General features: G+C 41.7%; 21 protein-coding genes. 12 read left to right on the forward strand and 9 right to left on the reverse strand.

Going from position 1 to position 24,079, the window contains the following annotated elements:
• Nucleotides 1-436 precede the first annotated feature (436 nt).
• Nucleotides 437-1,615: a cation diffusion facilitator family transporter gene (locus tag Q4492_RS01235; RefSeq protein WP_303415444.1), complete on the forward strand. Its 1,179-nt coding sequence runs from the start codon at nucleotides 437-439 to the stop codon at nucleotides 1,613-1,615.
• A complete protein-coding gene (locus Q4492_RS01240; protein ID WP_303415445.1) occupies nucleotides 1,612-2,232 on the forward strand; it encodes a YigZ family protein in 621 nt (206 codons plus the stop codon). The genes Q4492_RS01235 and Q4492_RS01240 overlap by 4 nt, the downstream gene beginning before the upstream one ends.
• Here Q4492_RS01240 and Q4492_RS01245 read toward each other — a convergent pair.
• Nucleotides 2,208-3,857 carry a SulP family inorganic anion transporter gene (locus Q4492_RS01245; protein WP_303415446.1) on the reverse strand — a complete coding sequence of 550 codons (1,650 nt, stop codon included), beginning with the start codon at nucleotides 3,855-3,857 and terminating at the stop codon, nucleotides 2,208-2,210. The two genes, Q4492_RS01240 and Q4492_RS01245, sit on opposite strands and share 25 nt — an antisense overlap.
• Nucleotides 3,858-4,223: 366 nt before the next feature.
• On the opposite strand from Q4492_RS01245, the gene Q4492_RS01250 reads away from it, so the two are divergent.
• Nucleotides 4,224-5,252, forward strand: coding sequence for a GGDEF domain-containing protein (locus Q4492_RS01250; protein ID WP_303415447.1), 1,029 nt, complete (start codon nucleotides 4,224-4,226; stop codon nucleotides 5,250-5,252).
• A gap of 415 nt (nucleotides 5,253-5,667) precedes the next feature.
• Here Q4492_RS01250 and Q4492_RS01255 read toward each other — a convergent pair whose 3' ends face one another.
• Nucleotides 5,668-6,765, reverse strand: coding sequence for a DUF1835 domain-containing protein (locus Q4492_RS01255; protein ID WP_303415448.1), 1,098 nt, complete (start codon nucleotides 6,763-6,765; stop codon nucleotides 5,668-5,670).
• Nucleotides 6,766-6,833: 68 nt separating this feature from the next.
• The gene (locus tag Q4492_RS01260; protein WP_303415449.1) at nucleotides 6,834-7,367 is read right to left on the reverse strand and encodes a DinB family protein; all 534 of its coding nucleotides are present in this window, start codon (nucleotides 7,365-7,367) and stop codon (nucleotides 6,834-6,836) included.
• Between the two features lie 109 nt (nucleotides 7,368-7,476).
• Between Q4492_RS01260 and Q4492_RS01265 the strand changes: the two genes are divergently transcribed.
• Both Q4492_RS01265 and chrA read left to right on the forward strand, forming a co-directional pair.
• Nucleotides 7,477-8,733, forward strand: coding sequence for a glycosyltransferase (locus tag Q4492_RS01265; RefSeq protein WP_303415450.1), 1,257 nt, complete (start codon nucleotides 7,477-7,479; stop codon nucleotides 8,731-8,733).
• Nucleotides 8,734-8,876: 143 nt separating this feature from the next.
• On the forward strand, nucleotides 8,877-10,049 hold the full coding sequence (gene chrA, locus Q4492_RS01270) for a chromate efflux transporter (protein ID WP_303415451.1): 1,173 nt from the start codon (nucleotides 8,877-8,879) through the stop codon (nucleotides 10,047-10,049).
• A gap of 116 nt (nucleotides 10,050-10,165) precedes the next feature.
• Here chrA and gorA read toward each other — a convergent pair whose 3' ends face one another.
• Complete coding sequence (gorA, locus tag Q4492_RS01275) at nucleotides 10,166-11,518, reverse strand: glutathione-disulfide reductase (protein ID WP_067863777.1); 1,353 nt, start codon at nucleotides 11,516-11,518, stop codon at nucleotides 10,166-10,168.
• Nucleotides 11,519-11,711: 193 nt separating this feature from the next.
• On the opposite strand from gorA, the gene xthA reads away from it, so the two are divergent.
• The 5 genes from xthA (at nucleotide 11,712) to Q4492_RS01300 (ending at nucleotide 15,572) form a co-directional block, all read left to right on the forward strand.
• Entirely contained in the window at nucleotides 11,712-12,527 is an 816-nt protein-coding gene (xthA, locus tag Q4492_RS01280; RefSeq protein WP_303415452.1) for an exodeoxyribonuclease III, read from the forward strand.
• A 203-nt stretch (nucleotides 12,528-12,730) separates the two neighbouring features.
• Nucleotides 12,731-13,990 (forward strand): DEAD/DEAH box helicase, encoded by a 1,260-nt coding sequence (locus Q4492_RS01285; RefSeq protein ID WP_303415453.1) that lies wholly within the window; start codon nucleotides 12,731-12,733, stop codon nucleotides 13,988-13,990.
• Nucleotides 13,991-14,062: 72 nt separating this feature from the next.
• Complete coding sequence (locus tag Q4492_RS01290) at nucleotides 14,063-14,329, forward strand: hypothetical protein (RefSeq protein WP_067863768.1); 267 nt, start codon at nucleotides 14,063-14,065, stop codon at nucleotides 14,327-14,329.
• Nucleotides 14,330-14,416: 87 nt separating this feature from the next.
• Nucleotides 14,417-14,731 (forward strand): 4a-hydroxytetrahydrobiopterin dehydratase, encoded by a 315-nt coding sequence (locus Q4492_RS01295; RefSeq protein WP_303415454.1) that lies wholly within the window; start codon nucleotides 14,417-14,419, stop codon nucleotides 14,729-14,731.
• 115 nt (nucleotides 14,732-14,846) lie between these two features.
• Nucleotides 14,847-15,572, forward strand: coding sequence for a hypothetical protein (locus Q4492_RS01300; RefSeq protein ID WP_303415455.1), 726 nt, complete (start codon nucleotides 14,847-14,849; stop codon nucleotides 15,570-15,572).
• Between the two features lie 140 nt (nucleotides 15,573-15,712).
• Here Q4492_RS01300 and Q4492_RS01305 read toward each other — a convergent pair whose 3' ends face one another.
• Both Q4492_RS01305 and Q4492_RS01310 read right to left on the reverse strand, forming a co-directional pair.
• Nucleotides 15,713-15,976 carry a hypothetical protein gene (locus Q4492_RS01305; RefSeq protein ID WP_303415456.1) on the reverse strand — a complete coding sequence of 88 codons (264 nt, stop codon included), beginning with the start codon at nucleotides 15,974-15,976 and terminating at the stop codon, nucleotides 15,713-15,715.
• Between the two features lie 25 nt (nucleotides 15,977-16,001).
• Nucleotides 16,002-16,931 carry a universal stress protein gene (locus tag Q4492_RS01310; RefSeq protein WP_303415457.1) on the reverse strand — a complete coding sequence of 310 codons (930 nt, stop codon included), beginning with the start codon at nucleotides 16,929-16,931 and terminating at the stop codon, nucleotides 16,002-16,004.
• A 209-nt stretch (nucleotides 16,932-17,140) separates the two neighbouring features.
• Between Q4492_RS01310 and Q4492_RS01315 the strand changes: the two genes are divergently transcribed.
• Together Q4492_RS01315 and Q4492_RS01320 are read left to right on the forward strand one after the other, a co-directional pair.
• Complete coding sequence (locus Q4492_RS01315; RefSeq protein ID WP_303415458.1) at nucleotides 17,141-17,554, forward strand: DUF2892 domain-containing protein; 414 nt, start codon at nucleotides 17,141-17,143, stop codon at nucleotides 17,552-17,554.
• 180 nt (nucleotides 17,555-17,734) lie between these two features.
• Complete coding sequence (locus tag Q4492_RS01320; RefSeq protein ID WP_303415459.1) at nucleotides 17,735-19,015, forward strand: GGDEF domain-containing protein; 1,281 nt, start codon at nucleotides 17,735-17,737, stop codon at nucleotides 19,013-19,015.
• 33 nt (nucleotides 19,016-19,048) lie between these two features.
• On the opposite strand, the gene Q4492_RS01325 is transcribed toward Q4492_RS01320, so the two are convergent.
• The 3 genes from Q4492_RS01325 to Q4492_RS01335 are packed head-to-tail and all read right to left on the reverse strand — an operon-like array spanning nucleotide 19,049 to nucleotide 23,798.
• Nucleotides 19,049-20,359, reverse strand: coding sequence for a hypothetical protein (locus Q4492_RS01325; RefSeq protein WP_303415460.1), 1,311 nt, complete (start codon nucleotides 20,357-20,359; stop codon nucleotides 19,049-19,051).
• Nucleotides 20,359-21,168, reverse strand: coding sequence for an outer membrane lipoprotein-sorting protein (locus tag Q4492_RS01330; RefSeq protein ID WP_303415461.1), 810 nt, complete (start codon nucleotides 21,166-21,168; stop codon nucleotides 20,359-20,361). The genes Q4492_RS01325 and Q4492_RS01330 overlap by 1 nt, the downstream gene beginning before the upstream one ends.
• Nucleotides 21,168-23,798, reverse strand: coding sequence for an RND family transporter (locus Q4492_RS01335; RefSeq protein WP_303415462.1), 2,631 nt, complete (start codon nucleotides 23,796-23,798; stop codon nucleotides 21,168-21,170). The genes Q4492_RS01330 and Q4492_RS01335 overlap by 1 nt, the downstream gene beginning before the upstream one ends.
• Nucleotides 23,799-24,079 lie beyond the last annotated feature (281 nt).

A 24,079-nucleotide genomic window follows, 5' to 3' on the forward strand; every position in this document is an offset into this window, starting at 1 on the left:
TATAAGGGATAGCAAAGGCTACCCACATACGCTGTGGATAACTTTGTGAGTTATTTATTTAAAACGTCATGAAACGCCTATTAAATAAGGCGCTCCGTCAAACTGATCATTTTTTGATCAATGACAAATTACCTCTTTAATATCAACATGTTAAATATGTCAATACTGTAATTTAAGGTTTTAAAATATGTATAGGAGAGACATTAATGAGTTACACAAATTAACAGTGTAAAAGGTATATTTTCAATAAAACAATGATTCGCCTAAACACCCCTAAATAGCTAGCATTATCCGGCAATTTCAAACAAAGCATTCAAATAACCTTCAATAACTACAAATAACCTATCTACCTTTACTTCTTGCTTATCGAAAACAATAAAACTGCTAAGATAAAGCTATCTTTGATCTTCACCCTCTGAGTTAAAATGGACAAATAATGCAACGAGATACGGCACAGCTAAAAGCCGCAAATAAAGTCACCATCATCGGAGCGTTAATCGATACGCTCTTAGGTCTACTAAAAATAGGCGTTGGCCTTGTCTCGCACTCATCCGCCTTAATCGCTGATGGCATCCATTCTTTATCAGATCTATTTACTGACCTTATAGTCATCGTAATTTTAAGAATCTCTCATAAAGGACCAGATGAAAACCATCCTTGGGGGCATGGATATTTTGAAACGGTTGGTACTGCACTCTTAGGGAGTATTTTGATTGCCGTCGCAGGCGCTATGGCATACGACAGTACTCTCAATTTACTGAGTAATGAAACCTTACCTATTCCCGAATGGCCCGCATTAGCCGCTGCTTTACTCTCCATTATTTTAAAAGAGTGGATCTATCAATATACAGTTAGAATTGGCCGTAAAATAGGATCTGATCTCCTAATTGCAAATGCTTGGCATAGTCGAACAGATGCAATTTCATCCGTTGTAGTTTTTATCGGTGTTGCAGGGGCAATGTCAGGGATCACTTGGCTCGACTCTGTGGCTGCTATAGCCGTAGCATTAATGGTTGCTAAAATTGGATGGAGTCTTAGTTGGAAAAGTTTTCAAGAGCTGGTTGGCTCAGCCTTACCCCCAGAGCAGGTTGATAAGTATAAAAGCCAAGTTATGTCAGTTAAAGGAATTATCAGTGTCCATAGTTTTAAAACCCGAGCGATGGGGAATAAAAGCTTGTTAGAGATGCACATTCAAGTCTCCCCTTTCATTAGCGCCTCTGAAGGCCACTTTATTGGTGATGCCGCATGCATGAAGCTATATGACAATGGGGATATCGCTCATATCATCTACCACATAGATACCTACGATGATGAAGAGCATGAAAAGTTACATAGTAACCAATTATTACCGATGCGCGACGATATCGAACCATGCATTCAACAGTACCTGCAATCTCTAGATAAAGAGGTAAACCTTTATCGCCTGTCACTTCATTACTACAAAAACAAAGTCAATCTAGAAATACTCTTATCTGCGCCTAAACATCAACCATTAACCCTACCGGATAATAGTTCAGAACAGATAATTGCGGGGCTTAAAAAATCATTAGCAGAACTAGAGCTTCCCCAAGATTGGCTAGGCCATATATTTTTAGCTACAGGGTTGGAGCGATGAATCAACAGCAGATCCCCGCACAAGCGCTGTATCAATCAGAGATTGAAGTAAAACATAGTCGTTTCATTACCCATATAGGCCATACACCTAACCTAGAGAGCGCTAAAGCCTTTTTAGATGGCATACGACAAGAGCATAGCAAAGCAAATCATAACTGCTGGGCGCAGATTGCAGGACCTAGATCAGACTTAAACTGCTGGGGAAGTAGTGATGATGGTGAACCTAAAGGCACTGCAGGAAAACCAATGCTCAACGTTCTTAGTCACACAGAGCTTTGTGAGATCAGCATCGTAGTAACACGTTATTTTGGTGGTATTAAGCTCGGTGCTGGAGGGATTGTCAGAGCTTACAGCTTAGCCGTCCAAGAAGCCTTAAAAACATTACCTACATTAGAAAAAGTAGATAAATTTCGTTTTACTTTAACCCTACCCCACGCTTTAGTCGGTAGTATTGAAACACTACTCATGAAATGCCACGCAGAAGTACTGTCTCGCAACTGGAATGAAGAGTTGCTACTCACCGGCCAAGCAAGCGACCAACAACTGGCCGAATTAAGACAGCAACTTATTCCCTACCAACACCAAATACATTATCAAGATAAGGTGATGCGTTGGTAAGCCGCTTCTAACGCATCTATCCGCTTATCAAACAAACACTCATCAGCTAAGCGGTTAAGTATCTGCATTTTAGAAAGCACACTGCGAACCGGCCCATTAATACCAATCATATACACGCTTCGATTAGCCGTTAACGCTTCAACCATAATATTTTCAATCGCCATTGCAGTAGACACATCAATCAAAGGGACTGACGTAAAATCAAACATTAGGGCATCATGGGGCTGACTATTCGTTAATTTCTTTGTCATCCCTTTCACAGAAGCATAACTTATTGGCCCCTCTAAATGATAAAGCAGGATTTTTCCTCCCGCGCTAACAAGAATCTCTTTTTCTCTTGGGCTTAATTGATCAATATCATCAGGTTGATCTGCAACAACTCGAATGGAATCAATCTGAATATCCGATAGATGCTTAATCGTAATGACATTCGCTATAAAGACACCAATAATGACGGCAGTAACAAGATCAACAAAAACCGTCAGCCCGAATACTAAAAGCATCAACACAACAACAAAAACGGGCGCTCGATGAAGCCGCTTAAGAAAATTCCAATCAATGATATCAATACCAACCTTAATTAGAATTCCAGCAAGCACTGCGTGAGGAATATCTTCCGCTAAAGAACCCGCCCCCAAAACAATAAGAAGAAGCACAATGGCATGAACAGCTCCAGAAAGAGGTGTTTGCCCTCCGGCACGAATATTAATGACGGTTCGCATTGTCGCCCCCGCACCAGGTAACCCACCAAAAAGCCCCGCCATCATATTACCAACACCCTGACCAATCAGCTCGCGATCGGAATCATGCTGCTCTTTAACTATATTATCTGCCACTAATGAGGTTAATAAAGAATCAATCGAGCCTAAAGCCGCCAGCATAATTGCAGCCAGCAACATATCTTCAAGAAGTGCAAAATCAATACTTGGAAAGATAAATTCAGGTAAACCTGAAGGGATACTACCAATAACAGGCACACTGCCTTCAGGTAATAAAGTGACATAAATCAGTGTACCTAAGCACAAAGCGATTAAGGGTGACGGGATAATTTTCGCTATTGATTTTGGGCATAAAAAAACAATCAACAGCGTTAATACACCAAGCAGTAGAGCCGAAGCCTGATAAGATAAAATATTTGCTGGCAGCATTTGCAATGAGGCAATCACCGATGACTCACCACTATGTCCTAATAGCGGCGCTAATTCTAAGATGATAATGATAACCCCAATACCACTCATAAAACCGGATATCACAGGAAATGGCATCAAGGTAATATACTTACCCAGCCTAAACAGCCCGAAGAGCACTTGAAAAAAACCACTCATTAGCACAACAGTAAAGGCCAAAATAGGCCCCTGTACCGGATCAATAGCACTAAACTGAGTAAAAACTGCCGCCATAACAACAGTCATCGGCCCCGTTGGCCCCGACACTTGAGCTGGAGTTCCACCAAATAAAGACGCAAAAAAACCAACAAAAATAGCGCCGTAAATACCGGCTATAGGCCCTGCACCAGAAGAAACACCGAAGGCTAGCGCTAGAGGGAGCGCAACCACTGCAGCAGTAATACCCCCAAAAACATCTCCTCGTATATTACGAAAATGAATACCACGAAGCAGCGCCATAAAGAGAATCCCTCCTTATAAAATGACTAATACTCAAAACAGTGTAGCAAGAAACCTTATCTTTATAAGGCCAAAGGCGCCACCTACCTATAGACCCATCAGATCAATAATCGATCAAACTTATATTGGACGATGAATATAAATCAAGAAAAAAGATATTTCATTGAAGATTAAAGGACTTCTGCCGATACAAGAAACATAGCTTTAAGTGACTGTAATTAAATATTTATTTAATAAACTGTTTATAAATTAAAACGCTTGTTTTAGAGTTACCGGGTAATGAAGGAACGACCTTTCTAGATTATTTCACAGAAAGCCTGTTTCAAAGCAACATTCGTTCAACTATATCTAAGCGATTGAGGTAGTATGAAATTCGCTGAAAACAATAACCAAGCTGCTGAATATCTACGTCAGGCCATCCCATTGATGGTTAAGCACAACATCCCCCCCAATCCACTCAATTATGCGTTGTGGTACACCTATGTGAGTGACCGTCTACCAGAATTGAATGTTCAGTTAGACAAAACACTTACAACCTACGGCACTTGCCCTACCATGCTCAGCGAACAACTTTTTCGTGAGCATATGATCAAGGATGAGATCAACGGTGCTGAAGATATTCAAGCAAGTTTAATCAGCTTAATTAACAACCTCTATGAAGATGCTGGCCACACAGCTGAAAAAACGGCCAATTTTAATACCGTATTAGAAGAGAGTTTAGTCACACTTCAGCAACAAGAGGATGGCGAAGCAAGCCTACCCCTAGATTCAATTATTCATGCGCTATCAACACATACTAAATCTATTGGAGACACCGCACGCCTATTTCAAGAACGAATGTATGCGGCTCAAATAGAGATCCAAGCACTCAAAGAAGAGCTAAATAAAACAAGGCAGGATGCTCGTGTTGATCCACTGACCAATCTATTCAACCGTCGGGTATTTGATTCTGAACTAGCGCAACTCGTCAACAGCACAAATAATAAACTTATCTCATCATTCATTTTGGTAGATATAGATCATTTCAAAGGCTTTAACGATACGTATGGGCACCTTATGGGCGATAAGGTTTTGCAATATGTAGGCAAACTTCTAAAAGATATATGCCCAGAGCCTATGCTTCCAGTACGTTATGGCGGTGAAGAATTTGCCGTCTTGATGCCTGGAGTTAACATAGATTCTGCAAGCGAAATTGCAGAAAAGGTACGCGAAAAAATTCAAGCAATTAGAATTAAACAAAAGAAATCGGGAGAAATTATCAGCTCGATTACGGCATCTTTTGGGGTTTCTCAGTTTAAACATGGGGAAACCGCTGAACAATTGATAGACCGTACAGATAAAGCGCTTTATAAAGCCAAAGACAGTGGTCGCAACCAAGTAAAATGCGCAAATTAAAGAGACGCTGCCTAAGATCTAATTGCTAAAACCTGCTTGCTGGAACAAGAAAGAAAGTAAGGCCCGAACGCAGTCCGGGCCTGAAATCTTTCCTATTCCCTCATAAAATCCCTACCACCCACACCCCTGCTATATAACCATTCAAAAGCCTAATCAGATACTAAAAACTATTAAATTTCCTGATATAAGTGATTTCCCCAAACCTTATCTAGAACCAACTAAACCTCATAACAAGACTATAAAAAATAGTTTTACGCTATCAACATCCATTTACAAGCCAACAAAATAAAGCATTACACCTTCACGTCATATCTACTTTTGAAGATAAGAATTATCTAAGTAACTCAACAACGAGATTATTTGAATTTACCAAGAGCGCGAAAAAAGAAACTAGGCGGTTCCCTACTGGGCTGGGCTAATCATAGGCTGAGACATTGAACTGTTTTAAGTGCTCATCCCACAACCAGTACGCTTCTGAGGTTAAATGCACTCCACCACGCCAGAAATCACTTGGATTGCCCCCTTGCCACTGTTTGTTGCCTTGAAGCGCTTCCGCCCCAGCAACCGTCAGCGAAAAAACCTCCTCACCATTAACTAGACACTTACTAATATAAGGTAGATCGGCATTCATCAAGCGGTTAAGTTCGGAACGAACAGAGAGGTCTCCCATAAAAGGAGCCGCTTCTAACTGTTGCAGGTGATTAAAAACCCGCCTAAATGTTGCCGGCCCAGAGAGAACCTCATAATACCGTTCAGTAGCACTAGTCCCTTCAGGCAGCAAACCCTTCAGTTCCGACTGTTTTAAAGTATATTCCAAGGCAGGTAATTCATCAGGGGCACGCAATAAGGTCAAAAGTAGATAAGTTTGCGTTAAAGTTAAGCCCGTTTCTATAGATGGATATTCAAGACAAAATCGACGTAGTGCTGCCGCCATAAAAGGCCACTCAGCTATTTCGGTTTGTGCAACACTCGCCAAGTTTTCAGACGATGGGGCAGTAAAAAAATTCCAAATAGTATCTGCCACTATAAGATGGCGCTGTGATAAAGGAACGCGCTGATCAAACAACTCTTCCATCATCTCAAGTGTCAGATTACCTAAGCCATAAAAATAAGGGACCTCAGAATGGCGATCAATACAGATAATTGATAACGGAGGCGTCGCTAATCCAAGATTAAGAAGGCGATGACAGATCTCTAGCAGCTGTAGTTGATCGTATAAATCATGCTCAAACCACAATACAACTTCATCATAGACTTCAATATTGTCTAATCGATTTTTCCGAGCAACAAAGTCAGCTGCAATCATCTGTTCAGTGATCTCGCCCGAATACTCTGCGCTCTTAAGTAAACTCATCAAATAAGTGGTACGCGCCTTACTGTATGCTTCGTATGGAAGCGCGAGAACCGGACCATCATGTAATAGATCTTTCCAACAAAGTACATCACCCTGTATCCGTTCTGAGCGATTAAGCATATCGCCAGCACAATCACCATTTGTAATATGTAACTTCATCTTTACTCCATTAGCCCATCGTTCTGCTCCACAACCCACATCATTGGAGAGGAACAACTTTTACCCTATCAAGCCTCAGGAATGATAGCTAATAGATCGGTGGTTGCTAAATCAACTCCATTTTGACTCAATAATGTGGTCACTTGACCACGATGATGGGTTTGATGATTAAAGAAATGTTGTAGTAGATAGCCAAACCGTTTTTCGAATTTATTCCCATGCATATTAAAATAGGCTAATGGATAAGCAAGGTCATAAACTTCTACCTGATCACATAGATCAATAAGCGCCATATCCAACACATAACGTGCGTCCCTTAACTCATTAAAGTCGGGGTACAGTAATGTATCTAACGTGTCTGGATTAGCTATTAGCTTAACTGCTTCTAACGCCTTAAAATGGGACGGATGCTCAGCAAACCGTTTCAACCATATAATATCGCCAACCAAAATATGATTAAGTGTGCCTAAAATAGAATGAAAAAAAGCACCCTGATCCGCTGATAGCAAAGATGGCTCCAATTCACTTGCAGCTTCATAAATACTTTCGTTCATCCACTGGTTATAACGAGCCATTAACTCAAAATGATCTTTCAGTGTCATATTCCCTCCTTTATTTGTATCTATTTAAACAGGCGAACATGACAACTTGTAGATTCTCCACCTTGGCTAGGTAAAATAGCTCAGTTAATTTTTTCTATAGGTATTTCTCATGCAGGCATCTCCACTCAAAGTTCTAGTTATTGGATACGTCTGGCCGGAACCTAAATCATCTGCAGCCGGTAGCCATATGTTATCCCTGTTGCGTCTATTTAAACGTCAAGCCTGGCAGGTGATATTTGCCAGCCCTGCACAAGTAACAGATCATATGGTCGACTTAAAAGATGAGGGAATAGATACCTTATCGATTACATTAAATGATAGTCGCTTCGATCAAACCATCCATGAACTACAACCAGATATTGTTATGTTTGACCGCTTTATGATGGAAGAACAGTTTGGATGGCGAGTCGAAAAAAACTGCCCAAATGCTCTGCGTATTTTAGATACAGAAGATCTGCAGTGTTTACGAAATGCCCGCCATCAAGCAGTAAAACAAGCAAGAGAGATGCAGTTAAGTGACCTATACTCTGATATCGCAAAACGTGAAATAGCCGCGATCTATCGTTCAGACCTTTCATTAATCATCTCCAGCTATGAGATAGAGCTGCTCCAAAAACAGTTTCAAATGCCCGCTTCACAAATTCATCACCTCCCTTTTATGCTTGACCTTAATCATCTCCCCAAACAGCTTGCCTCCTATGAGGATCGACAACATATGATGATGATCGGCAACTTCCGTCATGCCCCTAACTGGGATTCTGTTCTATATATACAAACCTTGTGGCCAGAGATTAGAAAACGATTAAAAGAGAAAGGGCTACCGAACATAGAACTACATATTTACGGATCCTATCCGCCACCAAAGGCAACTGCACTACACAATCCTAAAAGCGGTTTTCTAATCAAAGGCTGGGCAGATGATGCTTACGACGTGATACAAAAAGCACGCTTATGCTTAGCTCCCTTACGATTTGGTGCTGGCATTAAAGGCAAACTTTTAGACGCAATGGTATGCGAGACACCCTCAATAACAACAGATATTGGCGCGGAAGGTATGGCTCCAAATTATAGCTGGCCGGGAGAAATCGCCAAGAATGATGAAGAGTTTATCAACGCCTGTGTGACGCTTTATAGTGAACCTGATAATTGGTTGTTGGCAAAACAAGCAGCGAGACCAATTTTAACGGCTTTATATGACGGCAGTAAAACAGGCCCCGCTCTGATTCAAAAAATCTTAGCCTTACTCGACAACGTACAAACTCACAGACTCCAAAACTTCACTGGCTCAATGCTAATGCACCACAGCATGAAGAGTACTCAATACATGTCCCAATGGATTGAGGCTAAAAACAAACAGATTGAATAAGTTAACATATCCCACTCAACAACTAAGGCTTAGAGTTGTCATATAATTTTCATATCTCTACCTTATTCTGCAATATTTGCAGTGATGCGCTTTATTCGAAAATAGTCAATTAGTGACTAATCAGCATAGGTAACAGGATATAAATGTCTAAAATTTTGGAGGTATTCTGGCGTTTTCTTCTGCTAGGTTGCACTAGTTTTGGTGGCCCAGCAGCTCACTTGGGGTATTTCCAAAAAACATTTGTCCAAGATCTAAAATGGCTTGAACAGGAAGCTTATGCCCAACTTATCGCCCTAAGCCAGTTTTTACCCGGCCCAGGATCAAGCCAAGTGGGTTTTGCTATCGGATTAAAACGCGCAGGTATAGCAGGAGGCATTGCTGCTTTTGTCGGTTTCACACTACCCTCTTTTCTAATTATCTATTTTATTGCCACTACTCAATTCGGCGAAGGCAGCAGTGGAGTCAATGGCCTAATCCACAGCTTAAAATTATTGGCCGTTGTTATAGTCGCCGATGCAACACTGAATATGCAACGTAGCTTTTGTAAAGAAAAACGTTCGCTTTGTATCGCTATACTTAGTGCAGCCGCCCTGTTAATACTACCTAATATTTGGACACAGATGGCTGTATTGATGGGGGCGGCAGTGTATGGCGTAGTAGAATCCAGACACCAATCCCATATAGAAAACACTGCTCTAAACATACAGAAAAATTCTACATCTACAGTAAAATCTATACTCGCTAAGCCTCCCTTTATCCTCTTTATTAGCTTGTTCCTAATTTTACCTCCTCTCGCTTATATTTCTGATTGGGTAGCCCTTGCTGCATCCTTTTACCAAACGGGTAGTTTAGTTTTTGGTGGCGGACATGTAGTACTCCCTTTGCTACAACAGTCGTTAGAACATATTGATAACGACCGTTTTATTGCCGGTTATGCCGCCGCTCAAGCAGTACCGGGGCCGATGTTTACATTAGCTACATTTTTAGGTGCAGAACTGACTCCTAATGCAAGCTTAATAGGAGCCTTAGTCGCAACACTATCTATCTTCCTACCGGGTTTATTGCTGGTATTAAGTCTACAAAATACGTGGGAATCATTAGCTAAACAACCTAGGGTTGCTGGGGCAATCTGGGGCGTTAATGCGGCTGTAGTTGGGCTGCTGCTATCTGCCTTATATCAACCTATTTTCATAAGCGCAGTACAATCTAATATCGACTTTGCCATCGCGCTTATCGCATTCTTTATATTAAGACAGTTTAAGCCACCTATACTGCTATTCGTTTTAAGCTTTATCGGCCTTGGTTTTCTGCTTTAATAATCAATAGCGAGAGCATTCAATATAAAAAATACCCTATAAGAATCATAGACAAAAAAAGCCCGCACAAAGCGGGCTAACTCTAAGCTCAAAGGGAAGGAGAGCTTATAAGAAAGTTAAACAGGTTCTCGCATAGTCACAAACTCTTCAGCGGCTGTTGGGTGAATACCTATAGTCGAGTCAAACACCTCTTTGGTTGCACCCGCTTTTAAGGCGATACCTATGCCTTGAATAATCTCACCCGCATCAGGGCCTACCATGTGCACGCCAATAACTTTACGTGAATCAGCATCCACCAGCATCTTCATAAAGGTACGCTCTTCACTGCCGCTTAAGGTATGCTTCATCGCTCTAAAACTCGATTTATACACCTCAACATTGCTGTATTTTTCACGCGCCTGTTCTTCGCTCAAGCCCACGGTACCTATATTTGGCTGACAGAAAACAGCGGTTGGAATTAGGTCATAATCAACCTTTCTATTTTCGCCCGCATATAGGTTATTAACTAGGGCCATACCTTCAGCCAAAGCTACCGGTGTTAACTGAACACGATCAATCACATCTCCTACTGCGTACACAGAAGGAACATTGGTCTGGAACTCATCATTAACGATGATCGCACCATTTTTAGCCTGTTTAATACCTAGCGTTTCTAAACCAAGGTTAGCTACTTTAGGGTTACGGCCTGTTGCGTACATAATAAGATCAGTTTCAATACTAGAACCGTCTGTCATCTGAGCAAGCAAAGAGCCATCCGCCTGCTTCTCTATAGATTCAACATTATTATTAAATACTAGATCTACGCCTTTTTTAGCCACTTCTGTCGCCGCAAACTCACGTACTTCATTATCAAAGCCACGTAAAAACAGGTCACCGCGATAAACCAATTTTGTCTCAGTACCAAGGCCTGAAAAAATACCGGCAAATTCGACTGCAATATAACCACCGCCAACGACTAACGCACGTTTAGGAAACTCATCCAGATAAAAGACTTCGTTAGAGCTAATGATATGTTCTTTGCCTGGAATATCAGGCACATTTGGCCAACCACCAACCGCAACCAAAATACGCTCAGCGCTATACTGCTTATCACCTACAGCCACAGTATGATCATCAACCAATACCGCACGACCATTTATCAGCTCACAGCCAGAATTAACTAAAAGATTCTGGTAGATCCCATTTAGGCGCTCAATCTCTCGAGTTTTATTATCACGTAAAGTGGGCCAATCAAATTCCACGCCTTTATTCGTTAAACCAAATCCCGCAGCTTCAGCAAAGCCTTCTGCATATTGCGAAGCGTAAACAAACAACTTTTTAGGTACACAGCCAACATTGACACAAGTCCCGCCTAAATGACGATCCTCAGCTATAGCTACCTTTACACCCATACCAGCAGCCATACGAGCTGCACGCACACCACCTGAACCGGCACCAATTACAAATAGATCAAAATCATATTCCGCCACAACAGGCTCCTTTACTTGTGTCTTAAAGATGGGTCTATTTTATAAGTATCAATTTACATTGATACTACTATGAGGGCTAATTAAGAAAGTTAAATAGCCTAATTGATTTTCCTAATCACTTTCAGAGTATCTTTCCCCTTAATTGTTCAATAAAATTCATATTCATTTATTTACCGATCAGGACAGCGATCAGATGAAACTAATTTGCTTCAACGTGAATGGCCTTCGCTCACGCCTCCACCAACTACAAGCCGTTATCGACAAATACCAACCAGACATCATCGGCTTACAGGAAACCAAAGTCCATGATGAAGCCTTCCCTATGGCCGATGTTGAAGCGATGGGCTACCACGTCGAAATCCATGGACAAAAGGGCCATTACGGTGTTTGTCTTATCTCCAAAAAGCCACTGACCAATGTACAGAAAGGTTACCTAACCGATACCGAAGATGCGCAAAAGCGCATGATTATGGGTGATTACGAAACAGACAACGGCAATACGATTCGAGTCATGAACGGTTACTTCCCGCAAGGTGAAAGTGTAGATCACGAAATAAAATTCCCAGCTAAACGTAAATTCTATGCCGACCTACAAAGTCACTTAGAGACCCACTGCTCACCTGAACAAAATATCGTTGTTATGGGTGACCTAAATATCTCTCCTGAAGATAAAGACATCGGTATTGGTGAGCCTAACCGTAAACGTTGGTTAAAAACAGGCAAAGCAAGCTTCCAACCGGAAGAGCGGGAATGGTATGGAAAACTAACAGACTGGGGCTTAACTGATTGCTTCCGTTACCTTAACCCTGATGAAGACCGTGTTTTTAGCTGGTTTGATTACCGCTCAAAGGGATTTGCTGATGATCCAAAACGTGGTCTACGTATTGATGGCATCTTACTAACGGCACCACTGCTAGAGAAATGCCAAGATGCCGGTGTTGATTATGAGATTCGAAGCATGGAAAAACCCTCTGATCACGCCCCTATCTGGGCAGAGCTGGATCTATAATCAAACATAGAAACCTTGCCCTCAACACGCTTAAGCGCTTAAGGGCAAGGCTTACTTAAATAGGGTTTCCCTCCCTCTGCATCGGCAAAGAACTCAGTATTTCCGTTGAACCTGCCAAGGCTTAAAAGAACAGGCCGATAATTCTACTCAATTCTGCTAGAATGAACCGTTCGATCTCCTGAATCTTGAGCAGTTACCTTTTTATGTCTTTTTCTTCACTTAATCTTTCCGACTTTCTGTTAAATGCTTTAACGGATTTAGGTTACACCGAACCAACGCCAGTCCAACTGAAAGCCATTCCAGCGACGTTAGAAGGTAAAGATGTGCTGGCCGCTGCAGAAACAGGCTCAGGCAAAACTGCAGGGTTTGTGCTGCCTATACTGGAAAGGATGAAAGACTCAATTCCACCGCGTAGCAACCACGCTAACGTTTTAATACTGGTGCCTACCCGTGAACTAGCCGTTCAGGTTGAAGAAGCCGTTCAACAATATGCAAAATACTTCCCACGCAGATTAAAATCACTCGCTGTCTATGGCGGTGTATCTATCAATACTCAGATGCAAGCCATGCGTAGTGGTTGCGATATAGTTGTAGCCACCCCTGGACGCTTAATCGACCTATTTAAACGTAACGCAATTGATCTACGCGCCGTACACAGCTTAGTGTTAGATGAAGCAGATCGTATGCTTGATTTAGGTTTTAGTGATGAATTAGATGATATTCTTGACGAACTCCCAGAGCAGCGACAAAATTTACTCTTCTCTGCTACGTTCCCACACAGTGTCCGGACCTTGACTCAAGAGATACTCAATAACCCTATTGAAATCTCGATTAAACAAGAAGCTACAATTCCTGAACAATTAGCACAACGCGCAATAGAGGTCGATCGTACCAATCGCACTATGCTGTTGAAGCACCTGCTAAAAACAGAGAACTGGTCTCGCGTTTTAATTTTTGTTGCCAGTAAACGTACCGCCAACAATGTAATTTTAAAACTATCCCGTGCAGATATTAATGCACAAGCACTACACGGAGACTTAACTCAAGCAGAGCGCAGTGGCGCCTTAGCTGATTTTAAGTCAGGAAAATGTAAGATATTAGTGGCCACCGATCTCGCTGCACGCGGCATCGACATCCCTAATCTCCCTTGTGTGCTAAACTATGATCTACCCCGTTCGCCAGCAGACTATGTACACCGCATTGGACGTACTGGTCGCGCAGGCGAAATAGGCTTAGCACTCTCCTTCATCGACCATGAAGGTGACAGTCACTTTAAACTGATTGAAAAGCGCATTAAACAAACCCTTGAACGTGAGCAAATAGAAGGGTTTGAGCGCGATAGTATCGTCCCCATTGAGGTTCGAGAACAAAAAGGTCAAGCGCCGGTAAAAGGCAAACGCATGAGCAAAAAAGATAGAATCCGTGCTGCGGAAGCCGCTAAGAAAATTTGGGGCGAAAAATAACGTTCGATGTCGATCATAGCTAACAGGTAAATACAGCTATACAAATATTAACTTTTTAGGAATTACCTTTTAATGCTGGATAAAATTATTATCATACGAGACTACCTGAATGCAGTAAAAACTCGCTGCACCTACAATGCAGCGGCTCAAGCGCTGGGCATTAAACCGGCGGAATTTAAAAAATTACTGGATGAACGCAGTCCGGAAAATTCTTGGTTCGTCAATACGGGCGCTGGAGATCCAGTAGGATACTCCGATGATGAAAAGCACCCAGAACTTTATCGGACAACACGTATTATTAAGTCCGCTGAAGTTTTAACTCGAAACCTTGATCTGTAAAAACGCACTGGCATAGATAAATGGGGATACACCCCATTTATCAACATGCTCGACCCAACTCGATTGATACTCAGTATAGGCACTATGATGACAGGCAATAAGTTTAATGCCGACCAGATTCAAGCCCTTCTTGATGAGCTCAATACAACGGGTAGTGGCTGGCATATAGATAAAGGAAAAGTAACCAAACAATTTGTATTTAATGATTTCAGCACTGCATTCGGTTTTATGACCTTATGCGCCATCTACGCCGAAAAAATCAATCATCATCCCGAATGGTTTAATGTTTATAACAAGGTAAACGTTCAACTAATGACCCACGAAGTATCTGGAATCTCCGACAAAGATGCCGACCTTGCCAAACAAATGGATCTGTACGCATATAAACTGGCAAAACAGTAACTCTTCTTATCTCCCCCCTTCAGTCCGAATAACTTTAGGCTATAAGCTTCACCCACAAAACTGGCACATAAATCGCTTTAGCTAAGCTAACATAGATTATACCTTGAGCTTTGCCATGACCATTTATACAAATAACAGCTACAACACCGCTTATACTACCCCCTCTAAGGTGATAAATAGTTCTCTAACCACTAACAACCAAGCGGTAAATCCTCACCCCCAAGGGGCAAAGGTTTACCCATCGATCAGCAGTTCAAGCGTGACCTTATCTGATGAAGCCAAAGCGATGCAAACCAGCACAGCCGTTTATCGAATGGATACCGGAAGTGGTACGAAGGAGATCGACTTAGATAGCTACTTCACCCAATCCCCCTCAGTTAACGACTTAGCCTCTGGCGCGTCTAATCTTCTCTTACCTAGTGCTAATAATGTATTGGCACTACAAAAACATATTTCTTCTGTCTTCCCCAACTTTTTAACTCAAAACAATATTCCTGAAGCGCCTCAAACCATTCAATTTGATGACCAAGGAAAATTGGTTCTACCTAATGATTATGCCTATACAGAGGAATTAACGACGGCATTCGAGCAACATCCCGAAATGCTTAAAACATTACAAACGGCTCACGCTTTATCCTCTCATGTAGCGGCGATTCAGGCGACTGAGCCTATGCGTGAAGCCTTAGCACAAGCTCAAACACAGTCGGAAGTGGACATTATTTTAGAAAATTTCTCTGCCTACTTAGGTGACAACCGCTCCCAAGCCTACCCTGAAATCAGCTTAGAATTTTCCAAGAATGGAGAGCTGAGTATCAACGCCGATGGCACATCATTAGTATGAAGAAGTGAAAGATCAAAAGGTGCTTAACATCTCTATGACTTCCTGTTAATCGCCTATATTCTCCCGTTATTACGAGCTTAATAGGTCTATATTTGTAAACTAATAAAGCTACATATATCCGCTTTGCACTTAAAATCCGACTATAAAAACATCATAAAAAGGCAAAGAATCGGGGCGATCACAGAAATACTAAAGCACTTCCCGATCATATTGAGAAAGTGCTCATCTGGACTTTTCCATATATATAACGCATTAATAATAGCCGTTAATGGGATAGCGAAAATACCAATAAGGTAAGCAGCAAGCCCCGCCCAAGAACCATTGCCTGTATTTGTTTCTACCACAATAAAAACCACAAGCACCTGCAATAATGCAGGTAAAACTACACCAAAAAGATAACGCATTAGATCCCTTTACAACCGGCTTTGTTTATTCCACCACTGGACATTTAAAATCCGGCCCTTTAACGATTAGCACATCACAATCAACATCATCGACTACTTTTTCCATAGTGCTGCCCAACAGAAGCCGATCGAACATACCTCGCGCCACCGCACCCATCACCAGCACATCGATACCTTTTTGCTCTGTATATTGGCTAATTACAGACTCCGCTTCGCCTTTTATAATATCAACCAATTCAGAATCAACACTAAGACCAAACTCAGCTAGTAATCGATTACAACGTTTCACATGCTCTTTTTCTACTCGTTCCTGTAAAGCAGCATAATCTGTCACCATGTGCTCATCAAAAATAGCTTCGTGGGGTAATGTATTGAAACAGTGTAAAACACGTTCTTCACTTAGATGATCAGTGATAAACATTTGAGCCTTTTTTAAAATAACTTTATCTACCTCGCCGTGCTCATCACCTTGATGGAAGGGATCCACACACGCAGCTATACGAAGGATATCTTTCCAAGGCTTCTGTTTTACAAACAGCACAGGTACTGGGCTTTTCCTTGCAATCAGCCAATCTATAGGCGCAAACAGATAGTGTCCTATTCCACGATGGGACTGGACCCCATGTATTAAAAGGTCAGGCTCAAAACGCAAGACTTTACGCATAACCCCCTCAACCTGATGACGCTCCCAGCACACATCAAAACTGACCTTAACGCCCGCGGCTTCTACCCTTTCGGATAAGGCCTCTAGTTTTGCTTCCGTCTGACGAATATAAGCGTGCTCTGCTTTCTGCTCTGCCGCTTTATCAAACATATACCCTTGGGTAATCCCGCGGTTGTAACAACAATTAAACAACTCAATAACCGCTGAATGTTGCTTTGCTAGCAATATCGCTTTGTCTAATAAGCCTGCGTTGTCATATTTGAAATCGATATTAACCAGAATTTTATCCATATTCTCCCTCATCATAGACTTAATCTTTCTTAGTTACGGACGTTACACTCGAGGATAACTATTCAAAGTATAGATTCAATAGATGAAAGATACCTTGATTGAAACACTTAACTACTGAATAAAAAAACTTTTATATTAGATATTACTTATATATAATGTTGGGATATGAATTAATCCTTAATCTACACTTTCTGAAAACAGGAGGCTTTATGACTATCAATGCAGCCCTACGCTTAATGGCAGGCCTCGTTGTCCTTGCCAGCTTAGCACTCGGAACCTACGTGAATCCAAACTGGTATTACCTAACCGGCTTTGTTGGTTTGAATCTATTTCAATCCGCATTTACAGGCTGGTGTCCAGCCATACTTATCTTTCAGAAAATGGGGCTTAAAGCTGAACGCTGTAGCAGTGAAGGTGTCACCGTCAATCAAGCGGTTCATATTATCGCAGGGTCGGTAATCTTATTAACGGTAGCGGCTGTACTCTTCTTAAATCTAACGCCTATGTTCCTAATCATCACCGCTATTATTGGTGTGAGTTTAAGCCAGTCAGCCTTTACTGGTTGGTGTCCAGCGATGATGATCGCAACAATGCTAGGCTGTAAAAAAACAGAAGGGGTTTAAACGCTTAAATAGCGCATTATAGTGACCTCAGATAGGGTCCTGTATAAAGCCTGTAACTTATGCCGAGTACCTTTACTCGGCTTTTTTATTGTTTTAGAACAATTTTTTTCATTAACTGTCGTTACTTTTCGCTCACTGTCGTTACAATGGAGCAGTTGTTAACTCGGTTGGATTATAAATTTGTTTTTAAGACTTGCAGGCTTAATTTTGCCTTCTCTGCTACTACTTGGTGGTATGGGACTTGTGCTGCCTATAGCCACTCAGCTTAGCCACGAATACCAACAAATTTTATCCTTAACCCCCTACCCTGTAGCTTTTATTGTCGCACTATTAGGTTACTGGTTTAAAAAAAGCCGAATTCTGTTTACGGCCCTCAATTTAAGTGGCGCCTACTGGCTTATTCAACATGGTTTACAGACCAGTCTAAACCAACCTGATGCTTTTGTTTTATTCAGTAGTATATCGGTATTACTCCCTCTTCATATGGCATTAATCGCTATCTATAAGGAGCGAGGGTTATTGACCCCCACGGGTATCATTAGAATCGCGCTTATACTTTTCAGCTATCTAGCCCTTTATCTCAGTTGGGCCAATGGCTCTATAGGGCTTTACTTAGCCGATCTGCCGATGAGCATGTTAGAGATGCTGATCCATAAATATTACCTAAGCGAAGCCGCCGCTATTACTTTTACAGTCTGTTTTATTCCTGTATTACTCTCTTTTATATTGCGTAAAACTTATACGGATGCGGCCCTACTTGCTTCATTTATCTCAGCATTAATCATGTTAAGTTACTTCGATAAACCTCTTATCTCAGCCCTGTTTGTATCTGCCAGCCTAATTGCTCTAGCGATTTCAATAATGCAGAACTCCTATCATATGGCTTTTATTGATGAATTAACTGCGATTCCGGCCCGTAGAGCCCTGCAAGATAAATTAGCAACCTTAGGTAAACGATATACCTTAGCCATGTGTGATATTGATCACTTTAAAAAGTTTAATGACACCTACGGGCATGATGTAGGTGATCAGGTTTTAAAAATGGTTGCGGCCAAGCTAAATCAAGTCACTGGGGGCGGTAAAGCCTATAGGTATGGGGGGGAAGAATTTACCTTAGTTTTCCCTGGTAAAAACGAGGAGGAAGCACTCCCTTATATAGAACAGCTCAGGGAAACAATCGCCAACTACCCAATGCATATCCGTAATCAAGATCGTCCCAAAGATAACGATCAGGGCCAACAACAGCGCCATAAGCGCGATAAAAGTGAAGTGGTCAGTGTCCAGATAAGTATTGGTGTTTGTGAAAAAACGGCAGACTTAGCCGATGCCCAAGCCGTTATAAAAAAAGCGGATGAAGCACTATATGCATCGAAGAAAAACGGTCGTAACTGCTCTACAACGGTCCATTACAAACCTAAGCCAAAACCAACCCGTCGTGGGCAGCGAAAAGATTACGCTTAATAAATTCGCCTCATACTCAGTCTACCAAGCATGTTAGTAGCTCCACCTCAGCCGTGCATATATATTCGATGCATCCTCAAACTGGCCGAAAAAAGTATGTGCCTGCTCTCCGCCAAAAATATTTCCACCTAAGGTTAAATTCACCTGATCATTAAAGCGATATTTAACTGAGGGACGGTGATAGTAGTCTTGGTCTGTAGGCGAATAAAAGCTAAACCAGTTAAGTGTTAAATTGTCCTGCATCGCTCTATAGGTCAAGCGGAGGGTCCACAACTCTCGATGCTCATCAGGGCGATATATAGAATCACCGTCATTAGCTACCAACGCATTGTAGTCAAGTATATGTTCAAAATAGTATTGGACGCCTAAGGTCAGTTTCGAAATCAACTCCTGCTCATAGCCCATTAAAAAACGAACCTGACTATTTGGAATTAAAGGGTCGCTTCCTCCATCATCAACACTGTTGTACCACGCAAGTTCCGTATGACCTATACCACTAGCAATATTCGTACGAAGGCTAGCACCTAAACTTGTTAACGGGCTGAAATAAGGCTGATTATTACTATTAATGGCATTAGGTTGTTTCCAAAAGCCCCGATAGCCATACAGAGCCCACTCCGTACTACGACCACTAAGTATTTGGCTACGCCCATAAATACGCGCTGAAAACTCTCCATGACTGAAGCTCTCACTTGGCTCTTCCGGTACGAGCTTTCCGTTAGGTACAGCTACTTGTGTTCCCACCATCGGTGAAAAATAGGAAAAGCGCTCACCTGAAATAAAATTATCGCTGTTAAATATAGGTGTCCAAACAAAATCAATATTCGCTTTTTCCCCATAAGCAGACAGTTTTATACTAGACGAAGGCGCCTTCAAATACTCATCATCTCGACCAGCAAAAAAAGATACCCAATCTTTAGCAAACAGGTCATTTAAAAAGACTAGATCCCCAGTCCCCCAAGTTAAAACTTGATGCCCCGCTCTCACATCAACATTATCCGCTAGGGAAAACTCCGCCACAGCTTCCCGTAGATAGATATCTAAACCACTCTCAACCCCATCAGCATATAGGTCTACTTTACCGCTCAGGCGCAAGCCACCTTGATAGCTTTCCGCTTCAACTCGGGCACGCACCTCTGCCAAGCTTAAATCATCACTTATTAACGCATCATCACTCACTCGGCTACCGACAGCGGTTTCGATAAAGCCATGTACTATAGCCCCTTGTTTCTCCTCTTGGCCCCAAGCGTCATCCCCCCAATCATCTGCCGCATAAAGTAGAGATGAGAGCGAGAATATTACAACCGTAAGTAGAAGCCTTGCTTGGGCTATTTTAGACTTCATTACTGTCCTCTCTGCAACCATTCACGTGGTGGCTTACGCAATGAGCGCTCACTAAATACAGCCTGATCCATACCTAGATCATAGTTTTGAAAACGAAACTCTAAGGTAGTTGAACCGCCGCTACGCAGATCAGAAACTTTTGATTTAGTTACCGTTTCATGACCTTGAATAAGTGCGCTAGAAAGAACCTCTACACGTCGATAGACTGTATCGTTCTCATCCATATATTCTATTTTTTCCGGCAAGAAGCTAGTTTTGTTAATCCAAGCAATATACCGACTAAATTCAGCACTATTCGTATCCAGAGGTTTATTCTCTATCACATAATACTTATCTGTAGTTTCCAGTAACTGATGGCTATCTTCTCTTATGCTACGACCCGATACATCTTCATAAAAATAGTGGGAGCCAACAAAACTTGTACGTTTATCACCGGCCGAAATACGTTTTACTAAATCTAAGCCAGGAAGATATAACCAACGATCGTCATCCCCACCCGGCTTTTTAGCCACAAGAAATACGGTATTGCGTACATCGGATGGACGACTAAATACAACGAGAAAGTCTTGTTCGCCGCCCTCTTCTCGGTCACGACGTAAAATAGTAAATTGCCGCTTTTGCTCTCTACCTTGGGCATCCGTAATTAACATTCGCGCTTCCGAACGACCATCATTACCTGCGTAGTAAGAGACTAAATTAGCTTTAGACACAATCTCATTGGCATCAGTTAAGTCCGCCGCATAAACATTGTTGAAAACACTAAGGACAGCCACAACAAACAGCGACGTTGTGGAGATTAACTTAAACATTACCTTTCTCCTGTTTGCTTTTTTAATAGATCATTCTCTGACACTGAAAAAAGCTTATCTTTATTTTTAATGCCGTTAATTACAGCGGGTAATAAGACCACGGTAACTACAGCAGAAACAGCCATAATCATCGCGAGGAAAAAACCTACGGTGATATAAGGCACTAAAGGTGCAAATAATAAAGGGGTGAAACCTATCGCCACGACAACCGCATTTCGGCTAATAGCTCGAGCGGGGCCTTTGTACATTTCATCAACGGTTTCAGGCCAACTACCTGTTTGCTGATAGGTTGCCCGACAACGCTCCAAAAAGTGAATAGCGAAATCCACTGATAACCCTAAAGTTAGGGCGGAGAGAACAGCGATCGGCATATCATAATCTTTACCGACAAAACCGATCAGACCATAAATAAATAAAATCGTGACCGTCAAAGGCAGCATCGCTAATAAGCCGAGTTTTATTGAGCGAAACAGAACAAACATCATCACCAGCACCATAAAAAACGCACTCGTAAGACTGCTTAACATGCCAGTTACCATCTGCTCCTGCCAAACCACATTGATATAAGTTAAACCTGCCCAGTTCATCTCAACATTTTCAGGAAGAGGATGTAGAGCTACATAATCATCTACAAGCTGAATAACCCGACTCATCTCCTGATTATCACCGCTCTTAAGTTGTAGCCATAGTGCAGTCGAATTGTAGTCAGGTGTCACCATATGCCATAGATCATCGGGACGATGAGAGGATTGAAAACTTAAAATAGTTTGTGCCGCCGCATTACTGCTTTCTGGCAGTTTGTACTGGCTAGAATCGCCCCCTTGCAACTCTCTGTATACAGTTTTCAATAAGGTAACAAGGGAATTACTTTTTCCGATTAACTCGGAATCATTTAAAAATAACTGGAGGTCATCCAAATAAGCTAATGCTTCTGGCGTCAGAAAATACTTACTTTCAGATTGCGCTTTCTCTACAGTATCTAATAAAGCTAACCAACTCTCTTCATGAGCACTATCCTCGTAGGCAGCATCATCTAATTCAAAGGTAAGCTTTTGTAGCAAGGCACTGTACTCTTCACTATCAAGTGAACCTAGAATTTTATCTAGCTTAGCAACAACCCCTTCTGCATTTTCACGCGCATTTACCTGTTTGCGTAAATAAGCAAGGAAAGCCGCTTTCTGCTGATCCAAGCCGGTTCGTTCCAAAACTAAAAAGGCATCATAGGTACCGGAAAAGTGTTCATTCATCACTTTATCGGCGATACGAAGCCGGTGATCCTCTTTAAACCAACGTACGGGGTTATCATTAATCTGAATGGTTGTTAATCCATAAATTGACACTAAGGTTACACCGACAAACATGACTACCAAGGCTTTAGATTTAGCTATAGAGAAACGCCCAGTAATCGACAGCAAGCGGCTCAACAAGCTAGCCTCATCCTCATGCACCTGCTCCGAAATAGAATGATCTTTAAGTGCAGCCAAGCGTTTAGGCGATAAACTAACAATATAAGCAGGCACCAAAGTTACAGTTAAAACAAAAGCAAGCAAAATACCAAAAGCCACATGTAGACCAAAAATCTGCACAGGAGGGATTGGCGTAAATGCTAATGAAGCAAAACCGACAGCCGATGTGATTGACGTATAAAACATCGGTGTAAATAGATGCCCTATCACCTCCCTTAACGCAGCTTTAGGTTTATCTCCCGGTTTATAGCGATCGGAAAATTCAGACAATATATGAACAGAATCAACAACGGCGATAGGCATCAGAAAAATAGGGATCATCGAGCTCATAATATGGACGGTATAGCCCTGCCCAATCAATAGACCCATCGTAATAATGACCGCCGCCAATGCAACAAGCATCGGTGCGGTAATCAATAACATGGAACGGAAAAACACCCACATTAGAATAAAGATCATCAACCCTGCTAAAGGAGCAGAGATCGCCATCTGAATGAACATCTCGACACCAAAAGTATCTTCAGCAACAGGAAGGCCAGCCATATAAAACTCATTTCCAGAATCAGGATGCTTTGCCTGTAACTGATCAATAACAATCTGAATCTCTTGCGATAAACGATAACTCTCAGACTTGCTCTCAATCGGTATATAAACACCGGCAGCTTTCCCATCCCCTGAGACAAGCGTATTTTGAAGTAAAGGAAGGTTTTCGACAGATGCTTTTATCTGATCAGCCTGCAGTTGAGTTGTCGGCGCCGATTTCATCATCCATTCAAAACGAATAGTACCCGGCTGATCAACCGACTGACTTATATTATCCACCGTATCTAACGACATCAGATCTTGACGGATAACCCCCGGCATAGACTGAACCGCAGTGGAAAGCTGATGCAGATCTTGCAAAGTTTGTGGGTTATAAACCCCCTGTTCACTTTCGGTATTAACTACACCAACAATAATAGAGTCATAGAGCGAAAACCGTTTTTTAACATTGTCATGAAAAACACGATCGACCTGATCATGAGGCAACATATTTTCCGGATCGGTATCTACCTTAATGCTCGGTATCTGTAGACCTGCCAGTACCACTAGAGCAATAATCATCAGGAAAACCGACTTAGGTTTTTCCATAGCCAAAGCAACCAGCCACGCTTTAAACCCCATTGAGCACCTCTATAGTGTGAAGCTTATAGTAAATAAGCATCAATTATATTAGTATAACCTAATATTGCAATATATTATGGCTCTAAAAAACTAAGACGAGACTAAGGCGCAAGAGGTTAAGTTATGCCCTATACTTGACAGCAATATATTAGAAAATTGCGAAAAAGCAGCAAACTAGGTAAGATGCGAGCAGTTATAAAAAACTACATATTAATAACTATAAGTTGATAATAATTAATAGCAGTAACGCTGGCGTGAGCAGTATGGAAACTACATTTCCA

This window comes from Neptuniibacter sp. 1_MG-2023 (assembly GCF_030547185.1).
Classification (GTDB): domain Bacteria; phylum Pseudomonadota; class Gammaproteobacteria; order Pseudomonadales; family Balneatricaceae; genus Neptuniibacter.

Bases quoted from the DNA above. Each gene is read 5' to 3' on its own strand.
- Q4492_RS01235 (WP_303415444.1), top strand. From the start codon at position 437: ATGCAACGAGATACGGCACAGCTAAAAGCCGCAAATAAAGTCACCATC.
- Q4492_RS01240 (WP_303415445.1), top strand. From the start codon at position 1,612: ATGAATCAACAGCAGATCCCCGCACAAGCGCTGTATCAATCAGAGATT.
- Q4492_RS01245 (WP_303415446.1), bottom strand. From the start codon at position 3,857: ATGGCGCTGCTTCGTGGTATTCATTTTCGTAATATACGAGGAGATGTT.
- Q4492_RS01250 (WP_303415447.1), top strand. From the start codon at position 4,224: ATGAAATTCGCTGAAAACAATAACCAAGCTGCTGAATATCTACGTCAG.
- Q4492_RS01255 (WP_303415448.1), bottom strand. From the start codon at position 6,765: ATGAAGTTACATATTACAAATGGTGATTGTGCTGGCGATATGCTTAAT.
- Q4492_RS01260 (WP_303415449.1), bottom strand. From the start codon at position 7,367: ATGACACTGAAAGATCATTTTGAGTTAATGGCTCGTTATAACCAGTGG.
- Q4492_RS01265 (WP_303415450.1), top strand. From the start codon at position 7,477: ATGCAGGCATCTCCACTCAAAGTTCTAGTTATTGGATACGTCTGGCCG.
- chrA (WP_303415451.1), top strand. From the start codon at position 8,877: ATGTCTAAAATTTTGGAGGTATTCTGGCGTTTTCTTCTGCTAGGTTGC.
- xthA (WP_303415452.1), top strand. From the start codon at position 11,712: ATGAAACTAATTTGCTTCAACGTGAATGGCCTTCGCTCACGCCTCCAC.
- Q4492_RS01285 (WP_303415453.1), top strand. From the start codon at position 12,731: ATGTCTTTTTCTTCACTTAATCTTTCCGACTTTCTGTTAAATGCTTTA.
- Q4492_RS01290 (WP_067863768.1), top strand. From the start codon at position 14,063: ATGCTGGATAAAATTATTATCATACGAGACTACCTGAATGCAGTAAAA.
- Q4492_RS01295 (WP_303415454.1), top strand. From the start codon at position 14,417: ATGACAGGCAATAAGTTTAATGCCGACCAGATTCAAGCCCTTCTTGAT.
- Q4492_RS01300 (WP_303415455.1), top strand. From the start codon at position 14,847: ATGACCATTTATACAAATAACAGCTACAACACCGCTTATACTACCCCC.
- Q4492_RS01305 (WP_303415456.1), bottom strand. From the start codon at position 15,976: ATGCGTTATCTTTTTGGTGTAGTTTTACCTGCATTATTGCAGGTGCTT.
- Q4492_RS01310 (WP_303415457.1), bottom strand. From the start codon at position 16,931: ATGGATAAAATTCTGGTTAATATCGATTTCAAATATGACAACGCAGGC.
- Q4492_RS01315 (WP_303415458.1), top strand. From the start codon at position 17,141: ATGACTATCAATGCAGCCCTACGCTTAATGGCAGGCCTCGTTGTCCTT.
- Q4492_RS01325 (WP_303415460.1), bottom strand. From the start codon at position 20,359: ATGAAGTCTAAAATAGCCCAAGCAAGGCTTCTACTTACGGTTGTAATA.
- Q4492_RS01330 (WP_303415461.1), bottom strand. From the start codon at position 21,168: ATGTTTAAGTTAATCTCCACAACGTCGCTGTTTGTTGTGGCTGTCCTT.
- Q4492_RS01335 (WP_303415462.1), bottom strand. From the start codon at position 23,798: ATGGGGTTTAAAGCGTGGCTGGTTGCTTTGGCTATGGAAAAACCTAAG.